This window comes from Jatrophihabitans sp. YIM 134969 (assembly GCF_054456675.1).
Genome location: NZ_JBTJEQ010000041.1, coordinates 17,384 through 43,244, shown reverse-complemented (window position 1 = coordinate 43,244; position 25,861 = coordinate 17,384). Strand labels below are relative to the sequence as shown.

Sequence of the window (25,861 nt, the reverse complement as noted above, 5' to 3'; positions counted from 1 at the left end):
GGCGGGCGCGACCCGGCGCGCGGCGGGCTCCGCGCGGCGCGAGTGCGGCGTGCCCTCGAGCAGCCCCGGGTGGGACGCCGCGAGTTCGGCGGTGAGCGAGGCGATGACGGCCGAGGCCGTGCTGCCGGAGGCGGAACGCCTGCGACCCTTCGCCGGGCGGGAGCCGGTGGGGCGCAGGGCCGCCTGCCAGGCGGCGTCGCGCCGGTCGCGGACGGTCGCGCTCCCGGCGGACTCCGGCCCGCTCGGGCCGGTCAGGTCGTCGTCCGACCCGTCCTCGTCGGTGGCGTCGGTCGTCCCCGAGGCGTCGTGCACGTCCGTCGTGCTCCACGGGCCGATCACCACGGGGTCGACCGCGATCTCGGTGTGATCGTCGGTGTCCGGCTGGGTAGATCGAGCAGGCAGGGTCGCGAGGCCCTGTTCGCGCCGGAACGCGGCGATGATCTCGGCGACGGTGCGGACCTCGGAACTGCAGGTCGCAGCAGCCGGAGCCGGAGTCACCGTGGGTACGTCGGGTGCCTCGAGCAGGGCGTGACGTCCCACGAAACTCCTCGTCCGTGCAGGCCAGGGACCCCGTCCGGGCGCGCGGTGGCGCGCCGCGCGGCGGGGATCGCCGGGCAGTCGACTGGCTGGGCGTGCCGACCGGTCGGGGGCCCGCCGGGAGCGGGAGGAACCGGTCGAACCGGCGCTGTCCGAGGTGTGACCGGGACGAGCGCCGAGACCAGACCGTAATAGAAGCCGTCGTCGCCATGCAAGGACCGACCCGCCTCACGCCGGCACCACGACCCCTCGGGAGCGGCGGGGGGACGGGGGCCCGCGGGGACGTCAGCCGACGGCGCCCGCGGCCGCCCGTGTCCCGCGGGACGGGGCCTGCGGCGGGGTGAGGGCGTCGACGCAGGCGGCGACGGCCGCCGGGTCGACGAGCAACGCCAGGTGGCCGACACCGTGCACCGCGACGTTCGTCACGTCCAGGTCCGGATGCTCCAGACGTCCGGACGACGTCGGCACCACGATCTCGTCGCGGTCGCTGTGCACGGACACCACCCGGCACCGGGCTCGGGTGGGGGCCGCCAGCTCGCGGATGACCTGGGCGCCGGGGCGCAGCTGCCGCGCCACCGGCAGCGGCAGCAGCCGGGCGAGGGTCGTGCCCTGGTGCGGCGAGCCGAGCGTGACCAGGGTGCCGACCCGGCGGTCGCCGCCGCGACGCTGGACGTAGTAGCGGGCGATGATGCCGCCGAGGCTGTGCCCGATGACGTTGACGCGCTCGTAGCCGGTCTGGTCGCAGATCCGCTCGATGTGGCGGCCGAGCCGTTCGGCGGCGGCCGCGACGTCGGCGGTCAGGGGCGAGTAGTTCAGCGTCGACACGCGTCCGTACCCGCGCCGTTGCAGGGTCCGCCGGATCACGGTGAAGGCCGCGCGGTTGTCGACGATGCCGTGGACGAGGACGACCGGGGTGCCGGCCGCGGCGACGTCGCCCAGCAGCAGACCGCGCACGACCGGGGACAGCGGGTCCAGGCGGGTGCGGTCGTCGACCAGTGCCGCCGACTCCGCGAGCACCCCGCCGGGGTAGAGGGCGAGGTGGGCCGCGAGCGAGGCGATCTCCTGGCCCGCGCGCAGGCCCGTCCGGGCGGAGGACACCGAGACGTCGAGCAGGCCGCCGGCGAGGACGCCGGGGTGGAGTCGGCGCGGCATGCGCAGGGGTTGCAGCGGCACGCGCAGGGGTTGCAGCGGGACGCGCAGGGGCGGGACGAGGCTCACGGGCGCACCCCTCTCGACGTCGGTGTCGGTGGCCACCGGTGGTGGTACCGGGGGTTCCTACCCATGTGTGTGACGGCCCACGCCTCCGGTGTGGAGTCCGGGCGCCGTGCGGACACTGTGACACAGGTAACCGGGACGTGTCGCCGCGGAGTCCGGATCGTGTCCGACCGGGCATCCCGTGGTGCGGTGCGATGCCTCACGCACCGCCCCGGTCGACCGCACGGACGTTCTAAGGTCTCCGGTCGTGGATCTGTTCGAGTACCAGGCCAAACAACTGTTCGCCGAGTACGACGTCCCGGTCGCGCTGGGCACCGTCACCGACTCCGCCGCGGGCGCCGAGGAGGCCGCGAGCATGCTCGGCGGCGTCACGGTCGTCAAGGCGCAGGTGAAGGTCGGCGGGCGCGGCAAGGCGGGCGGCGTCAAGGTCGCGAAGACGCCGGCCGACGCGAAGGACGCCGCCGAGGCGATCCTCGGGATGGACATCAAGGGCCACACGGTCCACCAGGTCCTCGTCGACCCGGGCGCCCAGATCGAGGAGGAGTACTACGTCTCCTTCCTGCTCGACCGGTCGAACCGGATGTTCCTCGCCATGGCCTCCTACGAGGGCGGCATGGAGATCGAGCAGCTCGCGGTCGAGCGCCCTGACGCCCTCGCGCGCGTCGCGGTCGACCCGCTGACCGGCGTCGACAAGGCCAAGGCCGACGAGATCGTCGCCGCGGCGAAGTTCCCCGAGACCGTCGCCGGGCAGGTCAGCGACATCCTCGTCGAGCTCTGGAAGACCTTCGTCGGCGCCGACGCCACGTTGGTCGAGGTGAACCCGCTGGCCAAGGTCGGCGGCGACGCCGGATCGACGGTGAAGGCGCTCGACGGCAAGGTCACCCTCGACGACAACGCCGACTTCCGGCACCCGACCAACGCCGACCTGGTCGACGTCGCGTCGGCCGACCCGCTGGAGCAGAAGGCCAAGGACAAGGGCCTGAACTACGTCAAGCTCGAGGGCTCGGTCGGGATCATCGGCAACGGCGCGGGTCTGGTCATGTCGACCCTCGACGTCGTCGCCTACGCCGGCGAAGCCCACGGCGGCGTCAAGCCCGCGAACTTCCTCGACATCGGCGGTGGGGCGTCGGCCGAGGTCATGGCCAACGGCCTCGACATCATCCTGGGCGACCCGGAGGTCCGCTCGGTGTTCGTCAACGTCTTCGGCGGCATCACCGCCTGCGACGCCGTGGCCAACGGCATCGTCGGTGCGCTGCAGACCCTCGGCGACGCCGCCACCAAGCCCCTCGTGGTGCGCCTCGACGGGAACAACGTCGACGAGGGCCGCCGCATCCTCGACGAGTTCGCGCACCCGCTCGTCACGCAGGTCGACACCATGGACGCCGCAGCCGACAAGGCCGCCGAACTCGCCAACGCTGGGAAGTGACGTCATGTCCATCTTCTTGAACGAGAACTCCCGCATCATCGTGCAGGGCATGACCGGCTCCGAGGGCATGAAGCACACGCGGCGCATGCTGGCGTCCGGCTCGACCGTCGTCGGCGGCGTCAACGCCCGCAAGGCCGGCACCAAGGTCGACGTCGACGGCACGGTCTTGCCGGTGTTCGGCTCGGTGGCCGAGGCCATGGCCGAGACCGGCTCCGACGTGTCGGTGGGCTTCGTCCCGCCGCCGTTCACCAAGGACGCCGCCGTCGAGGCGATCGACGCCGGCATCGGCCTGCTCGTCCTCATCACCGAGGGCGTCCCGGTGCACGACACCGCGCTCGTCTGGGCCTACGCCTCGAGCAAGGGCAACAGCACCCGGATCATCGGCCCGAACTGTCCCGGCCTGATCAGCCCCGGGAAGTCCAACGCCGGCATCATCCCCGCGAACATCACCGGCCCCGGCCCGGTCGGGCTGGTCAGCAAGTCCGGCACGCTGACCTACCAGATGATGTTCGAGTTGCGAGACCTCGGTTTCTCGACCGCGATCGGCATCGGCGGCGACCCGATCATCGGGACCACGCACATCGACGCCCTCGAGGCGTTCGAGGCCGACCCCGAGACCCAGGCGATCGTCATGATCGGTGAGATCGGCGGCGACGCCGAGGAGCGCGCGGCCGCGTTCATCAAGGACAACGTCTCCAAGCCGGTCGTCGGCTACGTCGCAGGCTTCACCGCGCCGGAGGGCAAGACCATGGGTCACGCCGGCGCCATCGTGTCCGGCTCGGCCGGCACCGCCCAGGCCAAGAAGGAGGCCCTCGAGGCTGCGGGGGTCAAGGTCGGCAAGACGCCGTCCGAGACCGCCCGCCTGCTGCGCGAGGTCCTCTCCGCCTGACCCACCCCTGTTGATCACGACGTTCCTGTCGCTGGAAGGCCCTGTCCAGCGACAGGAACGTCATGATCGACTTCTGGTGAGCGGTCAGTGGTGCGCGTCGGTGCCGGGGTACGAGCCGGAGTCGATGTCGGCGATCAGCCCGGGGTTGACCGGCTCCCAGTGCAACAATTGCCGGGTCTTCGCGGACGACGTCGGCATGTCGAGCGCGAAGAACCCGCCGATCCAGCCGAAGTGGTCGGCCATCTCGGCGCGGGGAACCGACCGTGCGGGGACGCCGAGCGAGCGACCCAGCGCCTCCGCGATCTCGCGGGCCGGCACGCCCTCCTCGGCGACGGCGTGGACCACGGAACCGGCCGGGGCGTCGTCCACCGCGAGGGCGACCAGCTTGCCCGCGTCGAGACGGTGGACAGCCGACCAGCGGTTCGTGCCCTCGTCGACGTAGGCGGCCACGCCCTTCTCGCGGGCGAGCTTCGCCAGCACCGCGACGAACCCGTAGTCGCCCGGGCCGTGCACGGTGGGAGCGAAGCGCACGACGACCGACCGCACGCCGGCGTCCGCGAGGTCGAGGGCGAGTCCGGCGTTGGCCACCCGGGCCATGCTCGCGGGGTCGGGCCGGTCGTCCTCGGTGCCCGGCCGGTCCGAGGCCAGACCGACGGTGCCCGAGGCGATGAGCAGCGGGCCGCCGGAGCTCGCCAGCACCTCGCCCATCGCGGTGATGGCGGCCCGGTCGAGTTCGGCCGCGCGGTCCATCTCGGAGAAGTCGTGGTGGTAGGCGAGGTGGACGATCCCGTCCGCCTCCTTGGCGGCGGCAGCGAGGCTCGCCGGGTCGTCGAGCGTGCCGTGGACGACCCCGACGCCCAGTGCCTCGATCCGCGCGGCGGCGGCGTCGTTGCGGGCGAGGCCGACGACCTCGTGGCCCGCGGTGAGCAGTTCAGGGACGACGGCCGAGCCGATCCAGCCGGAGGCGCCGGTGACGAGGACGCGCATGGTGGTTCTCCTTCGAGGTGATGTCATCAGGTGACATCACCGACGCTAGCACCTGATGTCACAACATGTCATCGGTACCGTGACGGTCATGGGGAGGTGGGAGCCGGACGCGGCCGGCCGGCTGCGCGCCGCCGCGATGGAGCTCTACGTCGAGCGCGGCTACGACCAGACCACCGTCGCCGACATCGCCGCCCGCGCCGGGGTCACCGCGCGGACCTTCTTCCGGCACTTCGCCGACAAGCGCGAGGTGCTGTTCGCCGGCTCGGCCGAACTCCAGGAGCGGATGCTCGAGGCCCTGGCCACCGCGCCGCCGGGCACCGCGCCCCTCGAGGCCGTCGCCGCGGCGCTCGCGGTCTCGGCCCGGATGCTGGGCGACCACCGCGAGTACTCGCGCCGGCGGCAGGAGGTCATCGCCGCCCACGACGACCTGCGTGAGCGCGAACTGGTCAAGCTCGACGCCATCGGAGCGGCCCTGGCCGCGGGGCTCCGCGACCGCGGGGTCCCCGAGCCGGAGGCGAGCCTCACCGCGGACACCGGCATCGTCGTGTTCCGGCAGGGGTTCGCGCGGTGGGCGTTCGCCGCCGAGGACCGCCCCCTGCTCGAGGTCATGACCGAGCTGTTCCAGCAGTTGCGGGCCATCACCGCCTGACGCGACACCGCGAGCGCCGGGAACCTCACGGCGGTGTGTCTCCTGCGATACCCAGAGGTTGACGCGGTGAACGCCGAGGCGGAACGGGCATCGCAACAGTGGCGCGCAGTTCGCGCGCCCGTCACGTCACCAGCAAGGAGCACGTCCACCATGATCGGATTCCTCGTCGCCGGCCTCGTCATCGGCGCGCTCGCCCGCCTCATCAAGCCGGGCAAGCAGAACCTCAGCGTCCTCGCGACCCTCGGCCTCGGGCTCGTCGGCTCGCTCATCGGCGGCCTCATCGCCCAGGCCTTCGGCACCGGCGGCATCTTCGAGCTGAACGTCCTCGGCTTCGTCCTCGCCGTCGTCGCGGCCGTGCTGCTCATCGGGGTGGCCGAGGCCGTCACCAACGGCCGCAAGAAGCCCGTCAACCGCTGAGTCGGCCGACTCCTCAGGAGTCGATCGACCGGCGTTCCTCGGTCGTCGGGGTCGACCCGTTCGACTCCGACGTGCCGAGGCCCCGGCGCAGGGACTCGAAGATCGTGAGTCCCTGACCCACCAGACCGGTCGCCAGTTCGCCGAGGCCCTCCGACCCGTTCAGCACGGTGACGTTCGCCCGTGAGAGGCCCTGCGCCGCCTCGCGGACGATCTGCGGCAGCTGCTCGATCATGAGTTGGTCCAGCGACACCCGGTTGTTCGAAGCCGCCGCCTCGGCGACGATGCGGGTCCGCTCGGCCTCGGCCTGCGCGAGGATCCGCACCCGTTCGGCCTCGGCCTCGGCGGGCTTGACGACCTCCGCGACCAGTTCCTGCTGGCGCAGGTCGGCGTTGCGGACCGCCAGCTCGGTCTGGGCCGCCAGCACCTCGCGCTGCGCGGTGGCCTTGGCCAACGGTCCGGACTGCGACGCCTCGGAGTCCGCGCGGTCGACCTCGGCGCGTGCCTTCGCCTTCACCACCGACGTCTTGCGCGCGAACTCCGCCTGTGCCCGCTGGGACTCCTGCTCGGCCTCAGCAGCGGACTGGTTGGCCTTGGCCTTGGCGATGGCGACCTCGGAGTCGTACTGAGCCTGCACGACGTTGGTCTGTCGCTGGTACTCGGCCTTCGCGCGCGCCGCCTGCTGGTCGGCCTCAGCGGCGTCCTGGTCGGCCTTGGCCTTCGCGGCCGAGACCTCGGCCGCGAGTTGCGCCTGCACGATGGTGGTCTCGCGGACGTACTGGGCCTGCGCCCGCGCCGACTGCTGCTGGGCCTCGGCCGCCGCCTGATCGGCCTGGGCCTGCGCGATCTGCGCCTGCCGCTGGATCGCCGCGTTGTGCGGTGCGGCCATGGCCTGGATGTAGCCGAGCTTCATGTCGTCGATCGACTGGATCTGGAACGAGTCGACGATGAGGCCGATCTTCGCCATCTCGTCCTTCGACGCGTCGAGGATCCCCTCGGCGAGGCGCTGGCGTTCGGTGACGATCTCCTCGACCGTCATCGACCCGACGATCGAACGCAGGTGGCCGGAGAAGATGCGCCCGACGAGCGTCGCCATCTGCGACTGGTCCGAGAGGAAACGCTGACCGGCGTTGACGATGCTCTCGGTGTCGTTGCCGACCTTGAACGCGATCACCGCGCGGACGTTGAGGGAGATGCCCTGCCGCGACACGCACAACTCGGTGACCTCGGCCTCGGCCATGGACAGCGAGAGGAACCGGGCCTTGCGGAACACCGGGAGCACGAACGCGCCGTGCCCGGTGATCACGCGGAACGGAGCCCCACCCGATCCCTTGCCGCCGGAGACGAGCATCGCTTCGTCGGGTTCGGGAACGCGGTAACCGAACATGGCCGTGCCTCCTCGCGGGCGCCTCCCTGGCCCCGCGGCCCGGACACTACGACGGCCGTGAGATCAACGGTGCAGCGGTGGGATCCACGAGACACGGGGAGAATCCCGTGATGTCAGCGGCAGATCAGAGTTGCAACAGCGATTCCACCGGGTCGGCCCACGGCGCCACGATCACGGTGCGCGGACCGAGCGTCTGCAGCACGAGGACGGCCTGACCGCGGGGGAGCGGTTCGGCCGAGCGGGCGATGAAGACCTCGGTCCCTCCGCGGATGCGGACCTCGACCTCGCCCGGGCCGTCGGCGCCCCGTGTGCGCGTGACCAGTCGGCCCGCCAGACCGATCGGCGACTCGTCGGAACCGCTCACACCCCGGAGGGTAGCCGCGGCGGCCGCGTGGGGCCGCGCTCAGCCGAGCCCGGCCACGAGCCACGCCCCGAGCACGAACGCCGCGATCGCACCGGCGAGCGCGGCCGGCGGCGGTGACGGGATCCGGCGGCGCCACGGCCCGACCTCGCCGGGCGCGTGGGCGTAGGCGTCGTGGGTGACCGCGTGGCCGCGGCCGCGTCGCAGCAGCCACCGGTTCACCGGGAACGCGGCGGCGTAGGCGACCAGCAGCGACAGGAGCATCGACCACCAGAACGTGGAGTCGCCGAGACCTGCGGCCAACGCCCCGGGGATGACGGCCTCGAGCGTGGTGTCGACGACCTCCATCGTCGCGATCGAGAGCGTGTCGGACGCGAGGACGACGCCCGCGACCGCGCCGACCGCGAGCCCCGCCTTCAGCAGCGGGAGCGACGACAACGTGTAGCCGAGGACGAACGCGAGACCGATCGACACCGCGACGGTGGCGAGGTTGGACAACCCCGCGGCCGAGCCGATGACCAGCCCGGCGATCTCGCCGACGGCGCACCCGGTCAGACAGTGCAACGTGGCCGAGGCGGCCATCGAGTTCACCCCGGCGGATCCCGTGTGGGTCACGGACGCTGCGCTCCCGCCTCCTGCCGCCGGACGGTGTCGCGCGAGAGCACCAGCGTCACCAGGAAGCCGAACGCGAGCGCGACCAGGACGCCGAGGTTGGCGTAGGCCCACGACCCGTCGCGCCCACCGAGACCGAACGGCCCGAGCAGGTACCCCTGCCAGGTGAGCCACGAGGCGCCGGTGTTGGTGACCAGGCCCCAGCCCAGCACGGTGCCGACCACCATGACCGCCACCGCGCCGATCCGGACGTCGCCGTAGCGCCCCCGGGTGTCGAACAACGCGACGTCGTCGTAGTCGCGCCGGCGCAGGACGAGGTCGGCGAGTTCGACACCGCACCACGCGGCGATGGGGACTCCGAGCGTGATGAGGAACCCCTGGAACTGCACGATGAAACTGTCGGCGGCGAAGACCACCCAGATCGTCCCGGCGACCATGATCGCGCCGTCGACCAGCGCCGCGGCGAAGCGGGGGATCGGCACGCCCGCGGCGAGCAGCGCGAGGCCCGAGGAGTAGATGTCGAGCAGCGCGCCGCCGATCAGGCCCAGCACGGCGACGACCACGAACGGCACGAGGAACCACGTCGGCAGCAGGCTCGCGAGCGCGCCGACCGGGTCACCGCCGATCGCCGTCGACAACTCCGACGAGGAGCCCGCGAGCAGCAACCCGAAGACCAGCAGTACGACCGGGGCGATGGCGCCGCCGAACGTCGTCCAGCCGACCACGCCGCGGCCGGACGCCGACCGCGGCAGGTAGCGCGAGTAGTCCGCCGCGGCGTTCACCCAGCCGAGACCGAAGCCGGTCATGAAGAACACCGTGGCCCCGATGACGTCCTGCGCGGACCCGGACGGCACCGCCGACACCGCCGACCACGAGACGTGGTCGAACGACAGGATCACGAACACCACGGTCAGCACGCCGGTCACCACGGTGATGACGGTCTGCAACCGCATGACGACGTCGAACCCCAGGACCCCACCGCCGATGACCAGGGCGGCCACCACCAGCAACGCCACGACCTTCGTCGCCGTCCCGCCGCCCCAGCCCAGCCGGTCGAACACCGTGGCCGTCGCCAGGGTGGCGAGGATGGTCAGCACCGTCTCCCAGCCGACGGTGAGGATCCACGAGACGCCGGCGGGCAACCGGTTCCCGCGCACCCCGAAGGCCGCCCGCGAGAGCACCATCGTCGGCGCCGACCCGCGCTTGCCCGCGACCGCCACGAACCCGCACAGCAGGAACGAGACGACGATCCCGACCACGCCGGCGACCAGGGCCTGCCAGAAGGAGATGCCGAACCCCAGGGCGAAGGAGCCGTACGACAGCCCCAGCACGCTGACGTTCGCCCCGAACCACGGCCAGAACAGCCCGCGGGGCCGCCCCTTGCGCTCGTCGTCCGCGATGACGTTGATGCCGTTGCGTTCCACCCCGCCCGGCGCCGCGGCCGGGACCGTCTCGGTCATGCGGGCAGGCTAGGCCCCGAGATCTGGTGAGTGGTCACCTTCCCCGCCGAGTGGGCGGAAATTGCTGACCATTCGCGGGGTGAGGTGCCCACTCGCCGGTGCTCGGCGCGCCTGGCCCGGAACGAGGCACGCCGCTGCGAGTGTGGAGGCGTGGCATCTCCCGACGACGTCGACGCGCCCGTGGGCGACGACTGGTCGGACGTCACCCGCTCACCGGGCGGGTGGCGGGCCTGGTCCGACGTCACCCGCTCCGACGACCGGTGGTCCGACGACCCGGTCGGCTGGGCCATGCCGATGGTGTGCGCGCGGCACCTGCGCCGTGCCGCCGCCTGGATGGGCATGGTCGCGGCGTTGGGCGGGGCGCTCGCGTCACTCGTGCTGGTCGTCGCCCTCTGGCTGCTGCAGGCCTCGGCCACCGGCTCGCCGGGCGCCGCGATGCGTGCGGGGGTGCTGCTGTTCCTCGGCTCCCACCACGGCGGGGTCACGATCGCCGGCGACACCGTCCGCTTCCTGCCCCTCGGCCTGATGGCCCTCGCGATGGTCCTGCCCTGGCGCGCCGGTCGCGCCCTGGCCGCCCTCGCCGACGACCGTGGCCAACGGTCCGGGCTGCGGCCCGCGTTCGTCCGCCTCGTCCTCGCCTACGTCGGCTGTGTCGCCGTCCTCGGGCTGTTCGGCCGGGTCGGCACCAGCCACGCGGAGTACCTGCCGACCGTCGGGGCGTCCCTGCTGCTGGTGGTCGTCGCGGCCGGGCTCGGCGCGCGCCGGGAACTCGCCCGCCGGGACGACGCCGCGCTGCTGCCCGAACACCTGCTGCCCGTCGCCCGGGCCGCCGCCGCGGCCGCGTTGGTCAGCGCCGCGATGTCGTCGCTGCTCGTCGCCGCCGCGATCGCGTGGCACGGCGGACGCGTCATGGACCTCTCGCACGCCCTGGGCGGTGGGCTCTCCGGCATCCCGGTCCTGTTCGTCGGGGTGCTGTCGGCCCCGAACGCCGTGGTCGCGGTGGGGTCGCTGCTGTCCGGTCCCGGGTTCGCGGTCGGCACCGACACCGTCGTCACCGTGGGCGGCTCGCACAGCGGCCTGCTGCCGTCCGTCCCGCTGCTCGGAGCCCTGCCCGACGGTGGCGGGGTCCACCCCGTCGTCGTGGTCTGGGCCGCGCTCACGTTCGTCGGGATCGGGCTCGCCGTGGCGCGGGTCCTGGGCCGCTCCCGTTCCCCGCTGGACGCCCTGCGCCGGCACCTCGGCGTCGCGGTCGTCGCCGCGGTCGCGATGGCGGGTCTCGCTCTGCTGGCGGGCGGCGGCCTGGGCAGCGGCCGACTCCGTGCCGTCGGGGCCTCGCCCTGGCAGGCGGGGCTCGCGTTCGGCGGCGAGGTCCTGGTCGCCGGGCTGCTGGTCACCTGCGTCACGGCGATCGGGCGGCTGGTGCGGGTCGACGACGTCCCGGCTCTCGAGGTGCGGCCGGCCTCGGTCGTCGACACCGTCCTCGTCGTCCCGGTCGAGGCGGCACCCACCGACGCCGCGGACGTCCCGGTCGCGGCGGACCCGGCTCCCGAGGTCGACGTCGACCTGGGGGACGACGGCGACGACGAGCGTGACGAGGACGACGACCTCGCGCGGGGTGCCTGACCGGTCCGGTCGTGCTCGCTAGGGTCGGACGCGGTTCACACGACGCCGACGACGGGGTACAGCGACCGATGAAGATCATCTACACGAAGACCGACGAGGCACCGGCGCTCGCGACCGAGTCCCTCCTGCCGATCATCGAGGCGTTCGCCGCGCCCGCCGGGGTCGACGTCGAACTCCGTGACATCTCCCTGGCCGGCCGCATCGTGTCGCAGTTCCCGGACGCCCTCACCGAGGAGCAGCGCGAGTCCGACGCGCTCGCCGAACTCGGCACGCTGGCCACCCAGCCCGAGGCGAACATCATCAAGCTCCCGAACGTCAGCGCGTCGGTGCCGCAGCTCAAGGCCGCCATCGCCGAGCTGCAGGAGCAGGGCTACGCGCTGCCGCCGTACCCCGAGAACCCGTCGACCGACGCCGAGCGCGAGGTCCGTGCCCGCTACGACAAGGTCAAGGGTTCGGCCGTGAACCCGGTGCTGCGCGAGGGCAACTCCGACCGCCGCGCGCCCGCCTCGGTCAAGGCCTACGCCCGCAAGCACCCGCACTCGATGGGCGCGTGGAGCGGGGACTCGAAGTCGCACGTCACCACGATGGGTGAGGGCGACTTCCGCTCCACCGAGACCTCCACGACGGTCGCGGACGCCACCGAGGTGCGCATCGAGCACGTCGGCGCCGACGGATCGGTCACCGTCCTCAAGCCCTCGACGAAGCTGCTCGCCGGCGAGGTCATCGACGCGGCGGTCATGCGTCGGGCCGCGCTCGACGAGTTCCTCGCCGCCCAGGTCGCCGAGGCGAAGGAGCAGGGCGTCCTGTTCTCGGTGCACCTCAAGGCCACGATGATGAAGGTCTCCGACCCGATCATCTTCGGTCACGCCGTGCGGGCCGTGGTCGGTGACGTGTACGCGGGCTACCCCGACTCCAGCCCGAACGACGGCCTGGCCAGCCTGCTGTCCTCCCACCCCGAGGCGAAGGACGCGGTCGACGCCGCGATCGCCGCCGGGCCCGCGATCGCGATGGTCGACTCCGACCGCGGGATCACCAACCTGCACGTGCCCAGCGACGTCATCATCGACGCGTCGATGCCGGCCGCGATCCGCTCCTCGGGTCAGATGTGGAACGCCGCGGGGGAGCAGCAGGACACCAAGTACGTCATCCCGGACTCCTCGTACGCCGCGCTCTACGCCGAGACCGTTGCACACTGCATCGAGCACGGGGCGTTCGACCCCGCGACCATGGGCACGACCCCGAACGTCGGGCTGATGGCGCAGAAGGCCGAGGAGTACGGCTCCCACGACAAGACCTTCGAGATCAGCGCGCCCGGCACGGTCCGAGTGGTCGACACCGCCGGCACCACGCTGCTGGAGACCTCGGTCGACACCGGCGACATCTGGCGCATGTGCCAGACCAAGGACGCCCCGGTGCAGAACTGGGTCGAGCTCGCCGTCGGCCGGGCGCGCGCCACCGGCGTCCCCGCCGTGTTCTGGCTCGACGAGACCCGCGCCCACGACGCCCAGATCCTGCAGAAGGTGCGCGCCAAGCTCGCCGAACTCGACACCGACGGCCTCCAGATCAAGATCATGGACGTCGCCGCGGCGACCCGCTTCACCCTCGGACGCGCCCGCGCCGGCGAGGACACGATCTCGGTCACCGGCAACGTCCTGCGTGACTACCTCACCGACCTGTTCCCCATCCTCGAGCTGGGCACCAGCGCCAAGATGCTCTCGATCGTGCCGCTCATGAACGGCGGCGGGCTGTTCGAGACCGGCGCCGGTGGATCGGCCCCCAAGCACGTCCAGCAGTTCGTCAAGGAGGACCACCTGCGCTGGGACTCCCTCGGGGAGTTCCTCGCCCTGGCGGTCTCGCTGGAGTTCCTCGCCGACCAGACCGGCAACGCCAAGGCCAAGGTGCTCGCCGACGCCCTCGACCGCGCCACCGGTGCGGTCCTGGAGCAGAACCGGTCGCCGCAGCGCAAGGTCGGGCAGCTGGACAACCGGGGCAGCCACTTCTACCTCGCGCTGTACTGGGCGCAGGAACTGGCCCGACAGAGCGAGGACGCCGAACTCGCCGCGGCCTTCGAGCCGCTCGCCGAGTGCCTCGCCGCGCAGGAGAGCGCGATCGTCGAGGAACTGGCCGCCGTCCAGGGTCAGCCGGTCGACATCGGCGGCTACTACCGCCCCGATTCCGCCAAGGCGTCGGCGGCGATGCGTCCGAGCAGCACGTTCAACGACGCCCTGGCGGCGTTCCGCAGCGGCGCCGCTCGCTAGGGTCGGGCCTCGTGCCGGCACGGGTGGTGGTCCTCGCGTCGGGCGCGGGTTCCACACTGCAGGCCCTGCTCGACGCCGCGGCCGACCCGTCCGCCGGGTTCGACGTCGTGGCCGTCGGCTCGGACCGACCCGGCGTGGCCGCGCTCGACCGCGCGCAGCGGGCGGGCGCCGCGACGTTCGTCCTCCGCGTCCCCGACTTCGCCGACCGCGACGCCTGGGACGCCGCCCTCACCGCACGGGTCGCGGAGTTCACGCCCGATCTCGTGGTGTCGGCGGGGTTCCTCAAGCTCGTCGGGCCGCGGTTCCTCTCCTCGTTCGAGGGCCGTTACGTCAACTCCCACCCCGCGCTGTCGCCGTCGTTCCCCGGCATCCACGCCCCGGCCGACGCCCTCGCCTGGGGCGTGAAGGTCACCGGGTGCACGCTGTTCGTGGTGGACGCCGGTGTCGACACCGGACCGGTGATCGACCAGCGGGTCGTCCCCGTGCTCGACGACGACGACGTCGAGTCCCTGCACGAGCGGATCAAGGCCGCCGAGCGCGACATGCTCGTCGACAACATCGGAGCGATGGTCCGGAACGGCTGGACCGTCTCCGGCAGGAAGGTGCGCATCAACCCATGACCAGGATCCCGGTGCAGCGGGCGCTCATCAGCGTCTACGACAAGACCGGTCTCGAGACGCTCGCGCGTGGACTCGCCGAGGCGGGGGTCGAGATCGTGTCGACCGGTTCGACCGCCTCGACCATCCAGTCCTTCGGCGTCGCCGTGACGCCGGTGGAGGACGTGACCGGCTTCCCCGAGATCCTCGGCGGCCGGGTCAAGACGCTGCACCCCCACGTGCACGCCGGGCTGCTGGCCGACCAGAACGACCCCGAGCACGTCGCGACCGTCGACGAACTCGGCATCGCGCCGTTCCAGTTGCTGGTCAGCAACCTCTACCCGTTCGTCCAGACCGTCGCGAGCGGCGCGACGCCGCCGGAGATCGTCGAGCAGATCGACATCGGTGGCCCGGCCATGGTGCGGGCCAGCGCGAAGAACCACGGGTCGGTCGCGGTCGTCGTCGACCCGGGGCGGTACGAGGAGGTGCTCGAGGCGGTCGTCGCCGGCGGGTTCGACCTCAGCGACCGGCAGGCGTTGGCCGCCGAGGCGTTCCGGCACACCGCCACCTACGACATCGCGGTCGCGAGCTACCTCGGCAACGCCGTGGCGCCCGACGACGCGGGCAGCGGCTTCCCGGGCTGGGTCGGCGCCGCCTGGGAGCGGGCGGCGGTGCTGCGGTACGGCGAGAACCCGCACCAGCGCGCGGCGCTCTACGTCAACGCCGGCGGCAGCGGCACCGACGGCCTGGCCCAGGCCGAGCAGCTGCACGGCAAGGAGATGAGCTACAACAACTACACCGACGGCGACGCCGCGTACCGCGCCGCGTACGACTTCACCGAACCCTGCGTCGCGATCATCAAGCACGCCAACCCGTGCGGCATCGCCGTCGGCGCCGACGTCGCCGAGGCCCACCGCAAGGCGCACGCCTGCGACCCGGTGAGTGCGTTCGGCGGCGTCATCGCCACCAACCGCACGGTCACGACCGAGATGGCCCGCCAGGTCGCCGAGGTGTTCACCGAGGTCGTCATCGCACCGGGCTACGAGCCGGAGGCGTTGGAGATCCTGCAGGGCAAGAAGAACATCCGACTGTTGCTGGCTGCACCGATCGTCGGCGGCGGCACGGAGATGAAGCCGGTCTCCGGCGGGATGCTGTTGCAGAGCGTCGACCGCATCGACGCCGAGGGTGACCAGCCGGCCAACTGGACGCTCGCCACCGGCGAACCGGCCGACGCCGCCACCCTGGCCGACCTCGAGTTCGCGTGGCGCGCCATCCGGGCCACGAAGTCCAACGCCATCCTGCTGGCGCACGAGGGTGCGACGGTCGGCATCGGCATGGGGCAGGTCAACCGGGTCGACTCCTCCCGGCTGGCCGTGGCCCGGGCGGGTGAGCGCGCGGCCGGCTCGGTCGCGGCCTCCGACGCGTTCTTCCCGTTCGCGGACGGCCTCGAGGTGCTGCTGGAGGCGGGCGTCACGGCCGTCGTCCAGCCCGGCGGGTCGATGCGGGACGACCAGTCGATCGAGGCCGCGAAGGCCGCGGGCGTGACGATGTACTTCACCGGCGTGCGGCACTTCGCCCACTGACCGGCACCGATGCATGCTGCAACGGTGACCGCGACGCCCGCCCCGCACGCGAGGCGAGGCGCCCGATGACGACGCCACCCGCGCCGGTCGGGCCGGAGCCGCGCGCCGGTCGGCTGGGCTTCGGCCTGGCCATGGTGGCGGTGGTCGCGGGCCTGGTCTACCTCGGCGTCGCACCGCAGCACTGGCTGCGCGGGGTGCTGGCCGTCGCCGGGGGTGTGGTGTTCGCCGGGTTCGTCCGGCTGGCGCTGCCGGACCGTCGGGCCGGGCCGCTCGCGGTACGGGGGCGCTGGTTCGACGCCGGGGCGTTCCTCGCCGTCGGCGGCCTCATGGCCGTGTTCGGGTTCCTGGTCAAGTGACCTGACTCCCGTCCCTGCCCGGGCGCCGGGCCCTCGGCGCTAGCGTGGAGCCCAGAGGAACACACCGGACACATCGAAGGAGTCAGCGGCACATGGCAGCACGACACGGCAAGGTCACCGTGGTGGGAGCGGGCTTCTACGGCTCGACCACCGCTCAGCGCATCGCCGAGTACGACATCGCGGAGCAGGTCGTGCTGACCGACATCCTCGAGGGCAAGCCCGCGGGCCTCGCGCTCGACCTCAACCAGTCGCGGCCGATCGAGGGCTTCGAGACCGAGGTCGTCGGCGTCACCACCGGCACCGACGGCTCCGGCTACGAGCCGACCGCGGACTCCGACGTCGTGGTGATCACGGCGGGTCTGCCCCGCAAGCCCGGCATGAGCCGCATGGACCTGCTCGAGACCAACGCCAAGATCGTGCGCGGCGTCGCGGAGAACATCGCGAAGTACTCGCCCAACGCCGTCATCATCGTGGTCTCGAACCCGCTGGACGAGATGACCGCGCTGACCCAGCTCGCGAGCGGATTCCCGAAGGAGCGCGTGTTCGGCCAGGCCGGCGTGCTCGACACCGCCCGGTTCACCAACAACGTCGCCGAGGCCGCGGGCGTCCCCGTCGGATCGGTGAAGACCCTGACCCTGGGCTCGCACGGCGACACCATGGTCCCGGTCGCGAGCGCCTGCTCGGTCGACGGCAAGCCGCTGGCCGAGGTGCTGCCCGCCGACAAGATCGAGGAGCTGGTCACCCGCACCCGCAACGGCGGCGCCGAGGTCGTCGGCCTGCTCAAGACCGGTTCGGCGTACTACGCCCCGTCGGCCGCCGCGGCCCGCATGGCCAAGGCCGTCCTCACCGACTCCGGCGAGACCATCCCGGTCTGCGCCTGGGTCGACGGCGAGTACGGCATCTCCGGCGTCTACCTCGGCGTCGAGGCCGAGATCGGCAAGGGCGGCGTCAAGAAGGTCGTCGAGCGCGACCTCGCCGACGACGAGAAGGCCGCGCTGGTCGAGGCCGCCGAGGCCGTCCGCGCGAAGCAGGCCGACGTCGCCGGCATGTAGTTCTGCCGCACCGCGTCCACGCTCTCCCGTACCTCGCACCTCCGCGGCGAGTGGTCACCTCCGGTGGTGAGTGGGCAGCAACTCCTGCCCACTCACCGGGAGAAGTGACCACTCGCCGTGTGCGTGGTGGGGTGTCAGCGGCCGATCTCGGTGCGCACGGCGAACAGCTCGGGGAAGAACGTCAGCTCCAACGCCTGGGCGAGGAACCCGACCCCCGAGGACCCGCCGGTGCCACGCTTGTGGCCGATGGTGCGTTCGACGGTCTTGAGGTGCCGGAACCGCCACAGCTGGAAGTTGTCCTCGAGGTCGACGAGCTCCTCGCAGGTCTCGTACTCCTCCCAGTGGGCGTCGGCGTCCTCGTAGACGTTCTTGAACACCTCGACCAACCCCGGTGACACCGTGTGGGCGCGCCGGACGTCACGGGTGAGCAGTTCCTCGGGGACGGCGTGGCCGCGGCGGGCGAGCAGCCGGATGAACTCGTCGTAGAGGCTGGGGGTCTCCAGGAGCTCGGTGAGCTCGGCGTGCGCCGCGGGTTGGTGGGCGAACACCGGCAACACGTCGGCGTTCTTGTTGCCCAGCGCGAACTCCACCGCGCGGTACTGGTGGCTCTGGAATCCTGATGCGTGCGCGAGGAAACCTCGGAACTGGGCGTACTCGGTCGGGGTGAGCGTGGCGAGGACCGACCACTGCTCGGTGAGCGTGCGCTGGATGTGCTTGACGCGGGCGACGTTCTTCAGGGCGCGCCGCAGGTCGTCGGCCGCGAGGTGGGCCATGGCCGCCCGCAGCTCGTGCAGCACGAGCTTGAGCCACAGTTCGGTGGTCTGGTGCTGGATGATGAACAGCAGTTCGTCGTGGTGCTCGGGCACCGAGAGCGGGTGCTGGGCGCCGAGCAGGCGGTCGAGGTCGAGGTAGTCCCCGTAGGACATGTCCGCCGCGAACTCCCGCTTGATGCCGCTCTCCACGGCCCGGGTGTTGGTCGTCGCGGTGTCGTCGTCCGGCATGCGCCCGAGGCTAGTGATCCCGCGCGCGGGGCACCTCGCCCGCGCGACCGGCGGCGTGGGTGAGCACGACCCGCTCCAGCTCGGCCGCCGCCCGCGAGAGCTCGACATCGCGCCGCCGCGCGAGCTGGATCGTGCGCACCAGGCCGGGGGACGCGAGACGGGTGGTGCGGAACCGCGGTCCGACGACCGTCGCGGGCACGACCGCGACGCCGATGCCCGCCGCGACGAACCCCAGCACGGCGTCCATCTCCCCGCCCTCGACCGCGAAGGTCGGCTCGAACCCCCGCTCCCGGCAGGCGTTGACGGTCGTCTCGCGCAGGTCGTAGCCCGACCGGAACATGACCAGCGGGGTGTGGCGCAGCTCGTCGACCGGCATGCGGGCCCGCCGCGACGGCGCGGGTCGGTCGCGCGACGAGACCACCACGAGTTCCTCGACGAACAGCGGGTCGGCGGTGAGGCGGGGGTCCTCGTGGGCGCGCGAGTCGACCACCAGCGCGAGGTCCAGGGCGCCGACGGCGAGCTGCTCCTGCAGGTCGCGCGAGCCGCCCTCGGACAGCACGATCGCGACCCCGGGGTGGGCGGCGTGGAAGTCGCCGATGATGGCGGGCATCAGGCCGGTGCACAGGCTGGGGGTGGCCCCGACCCGGACCTCACCGCGTTGCAGGCCGTCGAGTTCCCGCAGGGCCCGGCGGGCGTTCTCGGCGTCCAGCAGCATGCGGCGTGCGATCGGCAGCAGCTCGGCCCCGGCCGCCGTCGGTTCGACGTGGCCCGGGCGCCGGCTGAGCAGCGTGGCGCCGAGGGACCGTTCCAGCGCACGGATCTGCTGCGAGAGCGTGGGTTGGGTGACGTCGAGCTGCTCGGCGGCACGGGTGAAGTGCCCGGCGTCGGCGACGGCGACGAAGTACGCCAGCTGGTGCAGCTGCATAGCCTCAGACTATCGCGATCAGTGAAGTCATCGACTTCCCTTCTGGCCGCCGTCGGCATACCGTGACGCGGTGGCGACGACCCGGACGACGACCCGCTCCGAACCCGCGCAGAAGGCGGGAGCGGGTCGCACGCAGCTGACTCCGAAGCGCCGTCGCACCGGGGTACTCGCCTTCTGGCACAGCAACATCGGCAAGAAGGTCGTCATGGCCTGGACCGGTCTGCTGATGCTCGCGTACCTGCTGGCGCACATGCTCGGCAACCTGAAGATCTTCTTCGGCCGGGTCGACTACAACCACTACGCCGAGTGGCTGCGGACCGTGGGCGAGCCGGTCCTGCACGGGGCGTGGTTCCTCTGGATCAGCCGCGCGGTGCTGCTGGTCGCGCTCGTCCTGCACGTGACGGCCGCCGCACAGCTCTCGCGCCGTGACCTGCGGGCGCGGCCGGTGAAGTACGCCGGCGGGCAGAAGGCGCAGGCCACCTTCGCCACCCGCACGATGCGGTGGGGCGGCACGATCCTCGCCCTGTTCATCGTCTGGCACATCCTCGACCTCACGGCCGGGGTGGTGAACCCGGGGTTCGTGGAGGACGACGTGTACGGCAACGTCACCCGCGACTTCCAGCACTGGTGGATGAACCTCATCTACATCGCGGCGATGGTCGCGCTGGGGTTGCACATCAACCACGGCTTCTGGAGTGCCTCGCAGACCCTCGGCGTCAACAGCGCCGCTCGCGACCGTGCCATCAAGGCCGTCGGCACCACGCTCGCGTTGGTGATCAGCCTGGGCTTCATCGCCGTCCCCGTCGCGGTCATGACCGGACTCACGAGGTAGGAGAGCGCACCGTGGAGTACACCGAGGGCGACCCGATCGCCGACACCAAGGCGCCGGCCGGTCCGATCGCGGACCGCTGGACCACGCGCAAGTTCGAGGCCAAGCTCGTCAACCCGGCCAACCGCCGCAAGCACAAGGTCATCGTGGTCGGCACCGGTCTCGCCGGTGGCGCCGCGGGCGCCACGCTCGCCGAGCAGGGCTACCACGTCATCCAGTTCTGCTTCCAGGACTCGCCCCGCCGCGCGCACTCGGTGGCGGCGCAGGGCGGGATCAACGCGGCGAAGAACTACCGCAACGACGGCGACTCCGTGCACCGCTTGTTCTACGACACCATCAAGGGCGGCGACTTCCGCAGCCGTGAGTCGAACGTCCACCGGCTGGCCGAGATCTCACTGCAGATCATCGACCAGTGCGTGGCCCAGGGCGTGCCGTTCGCGCGCGAGTACGGCGGCCTGCTCGACACCCGCTCGTTCGGCGGCGTGCAGGTGCAACGCACGTTCTACGCCCGCGGCCAGACCGGGCAGCAGCTGCTCTACGGCGCGTACCAGGCGCTGGAACGCCAGATCGACGCCGGCAACATCGAGATGCACCCGCGCACCGAGATGCTCGACCTCATCGTGGTCGACGGTCGGGCCCGCGGCATCGTCGCGCGCGACCTGGTCACCGGTGAGCTCACGACCTACACCGCGGACGCCGTCGTGCTCGCCACCGGTGGCTACGGCAACGTGTTCTACCTGTCGACCAACGCGAAGGGCAGCAACGCCTCGGCGATCTGGCGCGCCCACCGCCGCGGTGCGTACCTCGCCAACCCGTGTTTCACGCAGATCCACCCGACCTGCATCCCGCGCTCGGGCGACTACCAGAGCAAGTTGACGCTCATGAGCGAGTCGTTGCGCAACGACGGCCGCATCTGGGTGCCGAAGCAGCGCGACGACGACCGCGCGCCGGCCGACATCCCCGAGGACGAACGCGACTACTACCTCGAGCGCATCTACCCGGCGTTTGGCAACCTGGTCCCGCGTGACATCGCCTCGCGCGCCGCGAAGAACCAGTGCGACGAGGGCAAGGGGGTCGGCCCCGGCGGCCTCGGGGTGTACCTGGACTTCCGCGACGCCATCGAGCGGATGGGCCGCGAGACCGTCGAGGCGAAGTACGGGAACCTCTTCGACATGTACGCCCAGATCACGGGCGAGAACCCCTACGAGACGCCGATGCGCATCTACCCGGCGGTCCACTACACGATGGGTGGGTTGTGGGTCGACTACGACCTGCAGACCACGATCCCCGGCCTGTTCGCGATCGGCGAGGCCAACTTCTCCGACCACGGCGCGAACCGGCTGGGTGCCTCGGCGCTCATGCAGGGGTTGTCCGACGGCTACTTCGTGCTGCCGCCGGTGCTCAACGACTACGTCGCCACCGCCAAGCTCGGGGCGGTCGACCCGGCCGACGCCGCCGTGGCGCAGGTCGAGCTCGAGACCGCCCAGCGCATCGAGAAACTGCTGTCGATCAGGGGCAACCGCACCGTCGACTCCTTCCACCGCGAGCTCGGCCTGCTGGTGTGGGACATGTGCGGGATGTCGCGCAGTGAGCCCAACCTGCGCAAGGCCCTCGAGCGGATCCCCGAGTTGCGCGCGGAGTTCTGGACCAACGTCATCGTCCCCGGCACCGGTGAGGAGCTGAACCGCGAATTGGAGAAGGCCAACCGCGTCGCGGACTTCCTCGAGTTCGCCGAGCTGATGTGCCTCGACGCCCTGGCCCGCGAGGAGTCCTGCGGTGGGCACTTCCGGGAGGAGCACCAGACCCCGGACGGCGAGGCCGAACGCGACGACGAGCACTTCAGCCACGTCGCCGCGTGGGAGTTCACCGGCGTCGGGAAGGACCCCGTGTTGCACAAGGAAGCGCTCGAGTTCGAGTACGTCCACCTCGCCCAGCGGAGCTACGCATGAACATCACCGTCCGGGTCTGGCGTCAGACCGACCCCGAGTCCGAGGGCCGCTTGGTCTCCTACCCGTGCGAGGACGTCTCGCCGGACATGTCGTTCCTGGAGATGCTCGACGTCCTCAACGAACGGCTGATCCTCGACGGCGAGGTCCCCATCGCGTTCGACCACGACTGTCGCGAGGGCATCTGCGGGTCGTGCGGTGTCGTCATCAACGGCCAGGCCCACGGGCCCGTGCAGACCACTTCGTGCCAGCTGCACATGCGGTCGTTCTCGGACGGCGACACCATCGACGTCGAGCCGTGGCGGGCCGCGGCCTTCCCGGTGATCAAGGACCTCGTGGTCGACCGGTCCGCCTTCGATCGCATCATCGCCTCCGGTGGCTACATCACCGCTCCAACCGGCTCGGCCCCCGAGGCCCACTCCACGCCGGTGCCGAAGGACGACGCCGACCGCGCGTTCACCAACGCCACCTGCATCGGGTGCGGCGCGTGCGTCGCGGCCTGCCCGAACGGCTCGGCCATGCTGTTCACGTCGGCCAAGGTCGCGCACCTGAACTCGCTGCCGCAGGGCCAGCCCGAACGGTCCGCCCGCGTGCTGTCGATGGTCGAGACCATGGACGCCGAAGGCTTCGGCGGCTGCACCAACACCGGTCAGTGCGTGGCGAGCTGCCCGAAGGAGATCCCCTTCTTCAGCATCGTCGACATGAACAAGGAGTACCGGAAGGCCGTGCGCGGCAAGCTCTGACCGTGGCGCGGTGGTGCGCGGGTCAGGGCCTCGTCGGGCGGGTCACGATCCGGTCGACGAAGCCGTAGTCGACCGCCTGCTGGGCGGTGAACCAGCGGTCGCGGTCGGCGTCACGCTCGATGGTCTCGACGCTCTGCCCCGTGCGCTCGGCGGTGATCGCGGCGATCTCGGCCTTGAGTTCCTTGATCTGGCGGGCCTGGATGGCGATGTCGGTGGCGGTCCCCCCGATGCCACCGGACGGTTGGTGCATCAGCACCCGGGCCCGGGGCAGCGCGAACCGCTTGCCGGGCGTACCCGCGGTGAGCAGGAACTGGCCCATCGAGGCCGCGAGTCCGAACACGTAGGTCGCGACGTCGCACGGGATCGACTGCATCGTGTCGTAGACCGCGAGCCCCGAGTAGACCGAGCCGCCGGGGGAGTTGACGTAGAGCGCGACGTCGCGGGTCGGGTCCTCGGCGGCGAGCAGCAGCAGTTGTGCGCAGAGGCGGTTCGCGACCTCGTCGTCGACGGCCTGGCCGAGCACCACGATGCGGTCGCGCAACAGCTGGTCGGACACCCGGTCGTCGAGGGTCGCGAGGCCGGGTGCGCTGCGCAGGTGCGGTGACGTGTTCTCCATGAGCGTGACGCTAGGTCGCGTTCCGCCCCGCCCGCCCCCGCTTCTGCCGGTAGCGTGACCGCCATGGGCGTGATGGCGACCGAGCGGCCCCCGTTGTTGCGTGACGTGCTGGGCGAACAGCTGCGCCGGCTGCGGCACGAGCAGGGCCGCACGCTCGCCGACGTCGCGGCCACCGCGGCACTCTCGCTCGCGTACCTGTCCGAGGTCGAGCGCGGCCGCAAGGAGATCTCCTCCGAGGTGCTCGCCGCGTTGTGCGAGGCCCTCGGCATCAGCCTCGCCGACCTGCTGGCGATGGTCCGCGACGCGATGAAGCCGGTGGCACCCGACCGCGCGGTCATCCGGGTCGCCGCCACCCGCCGTCACACCGCTGCGGGCCGGGTCGACGGCGACGTCCTGCCGATGGGCCTCTCCCGTTCGCGCCTGACCGGCGGCCACGCGCCGTCGCCGGAGATGCGGGCGGCCTGAGGTGGACGCCTCCGACCGTCCCGACGACGCGATGGACACCGGCAGCGACGCCGGGGCGCCCGGTGACCACCTGCCCGACGCGCCACTGACCGACGACGAGCGGGTGGTGCTCGCCGACCTCCTGGTGACCGAGTCCGACCCGGAGGTCGCGGCCGTCGAGGACACCGCAGGCGCCGTCGAGGCCGACTCGCCACTCCCGGCGCTGGGACCCGGCGGCGACGACGCCGACCCGGACACGCCTGTGTTCCGCGCCGCCGACTGAGCTCAAACCGGTCAGACGAACAGCGCGGCGACCTCGTCCGCGCACCGACGCCCGACCTCGCGCCCCGCGCGCGCCGAGGGCCCGCGGGTGCTCGCCGCGAGTGGATTGGTGCCGAAAGCAACGATCGAGGCGTCGTCGGCGTACACCGTGACCACCTGCGCCGGCGCCAGCGCGGCGATCTCGTCGGCCAGGTCGGTGAACGGCACCGGGGTGTCGGGCAGGTTCGGCAGCACGATCAGGACGCGGTCGCAGCCGGCGGCGAGATCGGCGTTGGTGCTCGACCGCACGCCACCGTCGACGTAGCGCCGGCCGTCCACGGTCGCCGGTGGCCACACGCCCGGGACGGCACAGCTCGCGGTGACGGCGTCGACGAGGGCGACACCGGAATCGCTGGTGAACACGACGACCTCGCCGGTCTCGGCGTCGACGGCGGGGATCCGGACATCGCGTTCGGACCACTCCGGCACCGGCAGCCGCGCGGCCACCGCGCCCCGCCGCGCGGACTCGGGGACGGTGTCGGTCGCGAGGGCCAGCGCCCCGATCCGTCGTCGGAGTTCGGTGGGGTCGGTGACGCCCGCGGTCGCGGCGCCGAAGCTCTCGACGAGCGCGGGCAGGTCGACGTCGACGGGGATCTCGGCGGAGTCGGGGTCGAGTTGGGCGTCGTACAGCTCGTCGAGAGGGGTGCCGCCGCCGAGCATCGCGGCGACGGTCGAACCCGCCGACGTCCCGATCAGCACGTCGGTGCCGAGCAGGAATTCCTCGAGGTCGGGACGGACGTCGAGGATCCCGCGCAGGACCCCGAGTTCCCAGGCGATGCCGGCGACACCGCCACCGGCCAGGACGAGAGCGGAGGGCATGTCCCGAGCCTACGAGCGCGGCCGGGCGCCGTCGTCGCGTCAGCCCAGATGACGCAGCGTCGTGAACGCGCGGTCGGACCTCCGCCGTCCGCCTGGCTATCCCGCGGAGGCACGGCGGTGGCGGCGCACCACGACCGCGCCGGCCACGGCCCCCACCACACTGACCGCGACGAGCACGCCCAGCGCCCACGCGGCGAGACCGCCGTCGCGCGAGGCGGCCGAATCGCCCAGGGCGGTGTAGGCGAACGCTCTCGGTGCCGAGCCGACCACGGTGCCGAGCGCCACCTCCCACACCCGTAGGCGCAGCAGGCCGAACAGGTAGGAGAACGGCGCGTCCGGCAGCCCGGGCACCAGGCGTTGCAGCACCACGACCCCGAGTCCCTGCCGGCGGGCGAGGTCGGCCAGCGCGAGCGCCCGCGGGCCCGAGAGGTCCGCCAGCGAGGAACCGCCCGCCCGCCGCGCCACGAGCAACCCGAGGACGGCCGTGAGCACCGCACTCGCCAGCGACGCCGCGAACCCCAGCCAGACGCCGAACAGCACGCCGCTGACGGCCGAGAGCACGGGTCCGGGGAAGAAGACGAGCGCCAGCACCGCCGCGACGACCACGAACACGGGCACGGCGAACGGGCCGAAGCCGTCGACGAACCGTTGCAGACTGCCACGGTCGATCGGGACGAAGACCAGTGTCGCCAACGCGACCGCGCCGAGCAGGAGGACGAGCGTGGACAGCCGGGCGAGCGCCCGCCGGCGCGCCGCCACGCGGGAGGTGTCCACGGTGTCCATCGTGCCGGTCGGACCCGGACGCCCGTCGG

27 protein-coding genes are annotated in these 25,861 nt (G+C 72.0%); 15 read left to right on the top strand and 12 right to left on the bottom strand.

The features are described 5' to 3' along the window. Window positions 1–540, bottom strand: a 540-nt coding sequence (locus ACXR2U_RS18540; protein WP_458826557.1) for a hypothetical protein, incomplete at its 3' end; no start/stop codon positions are given. A 282-nt stretch (window positions 541–822) separates the two neighbouring features. Next, window positions 823–1,755: a lipase family alpha/beta hydrolase gene (locus ACXR2U_RS18535; protein ID WP_458826556.1), complete on the bottom strand. Its 933-nt coding sequence runs from the start codon at window positions 1,753–1,755 to the stop codon at window positions 823–825. A gap of 244 nt (window positions 1,756–1,999) precedes the next feature. On the opposite strand from ACXR2U_RS18535, the gene sucC reads away from it, so the two are divergent. Beyond that, window positions 2,000–3,178, top strand: coding sequence for an ADP-forming succinate--CoA ligase subunit beta (sucC, locus tag ACXR2U_RS18530; protein ID WP_458826555.1), 1,179 nt, complete (start codon window positions 2,000–2,002; stop codon window positions 3,176–3,178). A gap of 4 nt (window positions 3,179–3,182) precedes the next feature. Beyond that, window positions 3,183–4,067: a succinate--CoA ligase subunit alpha gene (gene sucD / locus ACXR2U_RS18525; protein WP_458826554.1), complete on the top strand. Its 885-nt coding sequence runs from the start codon at window positions 3,183–3,185 to the stop codon at window positions 4,065–4,067. Window positions 4,068–4,151: 84 nt separating this feature from the next. Here the strand turns inward: sucD and ACXR2U_RS18520 are convergent, their stop codons facing one another. Next, window positions 4,152–5,054, bottom strand: coding sequence for an SDR family oxidoreductase (locus ACXR2U_RS18520; protein WP_458826553.1), 903 nt, complete (start codon window positions 5,052–5,054; stop codon window positions 4,152–4,154). Between the two features lie 88 nt (window positions 5,055–5,142). On the opposite strand from ACXR2U_RS18520, the gene ACXR2U_RS18515 reads away from it, so the two are divergent. Next, window positions 5,143–5,703, top strand: a complete 561-nt coding sequence (locus ACXR2U_RS18515; RefSeq protein WP_458826552.1) for a TetR/AcrR family transcriptional regulator — start codon at window positions 5,143–5,145, stop codon at window positions 5,701–5,703. A 150-nt stretch (window positions 5,704–5,853) separates the two neighbouring features. Continuing rightward, window positions 5,854–6,120 carry a GlsB/YeaQ/YmgE family stress response membrane protein gene (locus ACXR2U_RS18510; RefSeq protein ID WP_458826551.1) on the top strand — a complete coding sequence of 89 codons (267 nt, stop codon included), beginning with the start codon at window positions 5,854–5,856 and terminating at the stop codon, window positions 6,118–6,120. A 13-nt stretch (window positions 6,121–6,133) separates the two neighbouring features. Here the strand turns inward: ACXR2U_RS18510 and ACXR2U_RS18505 are convergent, their stop codons facing one another. The 4 genes from ACXR2U_RS18505 to ACXR2U_RS18490 form a co-directional block, all read right to left on the bottom strand. Next, on the bottom strand, window positions 6,134–7,504 hold the full coding sequence (locus ACXR2U_RS18505) for an SPFH domain-containing protein (RefSeq protein WP_458826550.1): 1,371 nt from the start codon (window positions 7,502–7,504) through the stop codon (window positions 6,134–6,136). Window positions 7,505–7,628: 124 nt separating this feature from the next. Next, the gene (locus ACXR2U_RS18500; RefSeq protein WP_458826549.1) at window positions 7,629–7,868 is read right to left on the bottom strand and encodes a hypothetical protein; all 240 of its coding nucleotides are present in this window, start codon (window positions 7,866–7,868) and stop codon (window positions 7,629–7,631) included. Window positions 7,869–7,907: 39 nt separating this feature from the next. Further along, window positions 7,908–8,480 (bottom strand): DUF4396 domain-containing protein, encoded by a 573-nt coding sequence (locus ACXR2U_RS18495; RefSeq protein WP_458826548.1) that lies wholly within the window; start codon window positions 8,478–8,480, stop codon window positions 7,908–7,910. Continuing rightward, window positions 8,477–9,937: a purine-cytosine permease family protein gene (locus ACXR2U_RS18490; protein WP_458826547.1), complete on the bottom strand. Its 1,461-nt coding sequence runs from the start codon at window positions 9,935–9,937 to the stop codon at window positions 8,477–8,479. Before ACXR2U_RS18490 ends, ACXR2U_RS18495 begins: the two co-directional genes overlap by 4 nt. 150 nt (window positions 9,938–10,087) lie before the next feature. Between ACXR2U_RS18490 and ACXR2U_RS18485 the strand changes: the two genes are divergently transcribed. The 6 genes from ACXR2U_RS18485 (at window position 10,088) to mdh (ending at window position 17,405) form a co-directional block, all read left to right on the top strand. Continuing rightward, window positions 10,088–11,560 (top strand): cell division protein PerM, encoded by a 1,473-nt coding sequence (locus ACXR2U_RS18485; protein ID WP_458826546.1) that lies wholly within the window; start codon window positions 10,088–10,090, stop codon window positions 11,558–11,560. 68 nt (window positions 11,561–11,628) lie between these two features. Further along, window positions 11,629–13,818 (top strand): NADP-dependent isocitrate dehydrogenase, encoded by a 2,190-nt coding sequence (locus tag ACXR2U_RS18480; protein ID WP_458826545.1) that lies wholly within the window; start codon window positions 11,629–11,631, stop codon window positions 13,816–13,818. 11 nt (window positions 13,819–13,829) lie between these two features. Next, window positions 13,830–14,438, top strand: a complete 609-nt coding sequence (gene purN / locus ACXR2U_RS18475) for a phosphoribosylglycinamide formyltransferase (protein ID WP_458826544.1) — start codon at window positions 13,830–13,832, stop codon at window positions 14,436–14,438. Beyond that, on the top strand, window positions 14,435–15,997 hold the full coding sequence (purH, locus tag ACXR2U_RS18470) for a bifunctional phosphoribosylaminoimidazolecarboxamide formyltransferase/IMP cyclohydrolase (RefSeq protein ID WP_458826543.1): 1,563 nt from the start codon (window positions 14,435–14,437) through the stop codon (window positions 15,995–15,997). Before purN ends, purH begins: the two co-directional genes overlap by 4 nt. A 65-nt stretch (window positions 15,998–16,062) precedes the next feature. After that, window positions 16,063–16,353: a DUF3017 domain-containing protein gene (locus tag ACXR2U_RS18465; protein ID WP_458826542.1), complete on the top strand. Its 291-nt coding sequence runs from the start codon at window positions 16,063–16,065 to the stop codon at window positions 16,351–16,353. A 92-nt stretch (window positions 16,354–16,445) separates the two neighbouring features. Then, window positions 16,446–17,405, top strand: coding sequence for a malate dehydrogenase (gene mdh / locus ACXR2U_RS18460; protein ID WP_458826541.1), 960 nt, complete (start codon window positions 16,446–16,448; stop codon window positions 17,403–17,405). Window positions 17,406–17,539: 134 nt separating this feature from the next. Here the strand turns inward: mdh and kynA are convergent, their stop codons facing one another. Together kynA and ACXR2U_RS18450 are read right to left on the bottom strand one after the other, a co-directional pair. Further along, the gene (kynA, locus tag ACXR2U_RS18455) at window positions 17,540–18,406 is read right to left on the bottom strand and encodes a tryptophan 2,3-dioxygenase (RefSeq protein ID WP_458826540.1); all 867 of its coding nucleotides are present in this window, start codon (window positions 18,404–18,406) and stop codon (window positions 17,540–17,542) included. A gap of 10 nt (window positions 18,407–18,416) precedes the next feature. Then, window positions 18,417–19,331 carry a LysR family transcriptional regulator gene (locus ACXR2U_RS18450; RefSeq protein ID WP_458826539.1) on the bottom strand — a complete coding sequence of 305 codons (915 nt, stop codon included), beginning with the start codon at window positions 19,329–19,331 and terminating at the stop codon, window positions 18,417–18,419. Between the two features lie 136 nt (window positions 19,332–19,467). On the opposite strand from ACXR2U_RS18450, the gene ACXR2U_RS18445 reads away from it, so the two are divergent. Genes ACXR2U_RS18445 through ACXR2U_RS18435 form a run of 3 tightly spaced genes read left to right on the top strand, consistent with a single transcriptional unit; the run spans window position 19,468 to window position 22,849 of the window. Beyond that, window positions 19,468–20,163: a succinate dehydrogenase cytochrome b subunit gene (locus ACXR2U_RS18445; protein ID WP_458826558.1), complete on the top strand. Its 696-nt coding sequence runs from the start codon at window positions 19,468–19,470 to the stop codon at window positions 20,161–20,163. Window positions 20,164–20,174: 11 nt separating this feature from the next. After that, window positions 20,175–22,109 carry a fumarate reductase/succinate dehydrogenase flavoprotein subunit gene (locus tag ACXR2U_RS18440; protein ID WP_458826538.1) on the top strand — a complete coding sequence of 645 codons (1,935 nt, stop codon included), beginning with the start codon at window positions 20,175–20,177 and terminating at the stop codon, window positions 22,107–22,109. Beyond that, complete coding sequence (locus tag ACXR2U_RS18435) at window positions 22,106–22,849, top strand: succinate dehydrogenase/fumarate reductase iron-sulfur subunit (protein WP_458826537.1); 744 nt, start codon at window positions 22,106–22,108, stop codon at window positions 22,847–22,849. Before ACXR2U_RS18440 ends, ACXR2U_RS18435 begins: the two co-directional genes overlap by 4 nt. A 22-nt stretch (window positions 22,850–22,871) precedes the next feature. On the opposite strand, the gene ACXR2U_RS18430 is transcribed toward ACXR2U_RS18435, so the two are convergent. After that, a complete protein-coding gene (locus tag ACXR2U_RS18430; protein ID WP_458826536.1) occupies window positions 22,872–23,465 on the bottom strand; it encodes a ClpP family protease in 594 nt (197 codons plus the stop codon). Window positions 23,466–23,528: 63 nt separating this feature from the next. Here ACXR2U_RS18430 and ACXR2U_RS18425 point away from each other — a divergent pair, with 63 nt between their 5' ends. Continuing rightward, complete coding sequence (locus ACXR2U_RS18425; RefSeq protein ID WP_458826535.1) at window positions 23,529–23,930, top strand: helix-turn-helix domain-containing protein; 402 nt, start codon at window positions 23,529–23,531, stop codon at window positions 23,928–23,930. 1 nt (window position 23,931) lies between these two features. Next, window positions 23,932–24,192, top strand: a complete 261-nt coding sequence (locus tag ACXR2U_RS18420; protein ID WP_458826534.1) for a hypothetical protein — start codon at window positions 23,932–23,934, stop codon at window positions 24,190–24,192. Between the two features lie 11 nt (window positions 24,193–24,203). Here ACXR2U_RS18420 and ACXR2U_RS18415 read toward each other — a convergent pair whose 3' ends face one another. Both ACXR2U_RS18415 and ACXR2U_RS18410 read right to left on the bottom strand, forming a co-directional pair. Further along, a complete protein-coding gene (locus ACXR2U_RS18415) occupies window positions 24,204–25,049 on the bottom strand; it encodes a patatin-like phospholipase family protein (RefSeq protein WP_458826533.1) in 846 nt (281 codons plus the stop codon). A gap of 96 nt (window positions 25,050–25,145) precedes the next feature. Beyond that, on the bottom strand, window positions 25,146–25,823 hold the full coding sequence (locus tag ACXR2U_RS18410) for a TVP38/TMEM64 family protein (protein ID WP_458826532.1): 678 nt from the start codon (window positions 25,821–25,823) through the stop codon (window positions 25,146–25,148). Window positions 25,824–25,861: the final 38 nt, after the last annotated feature.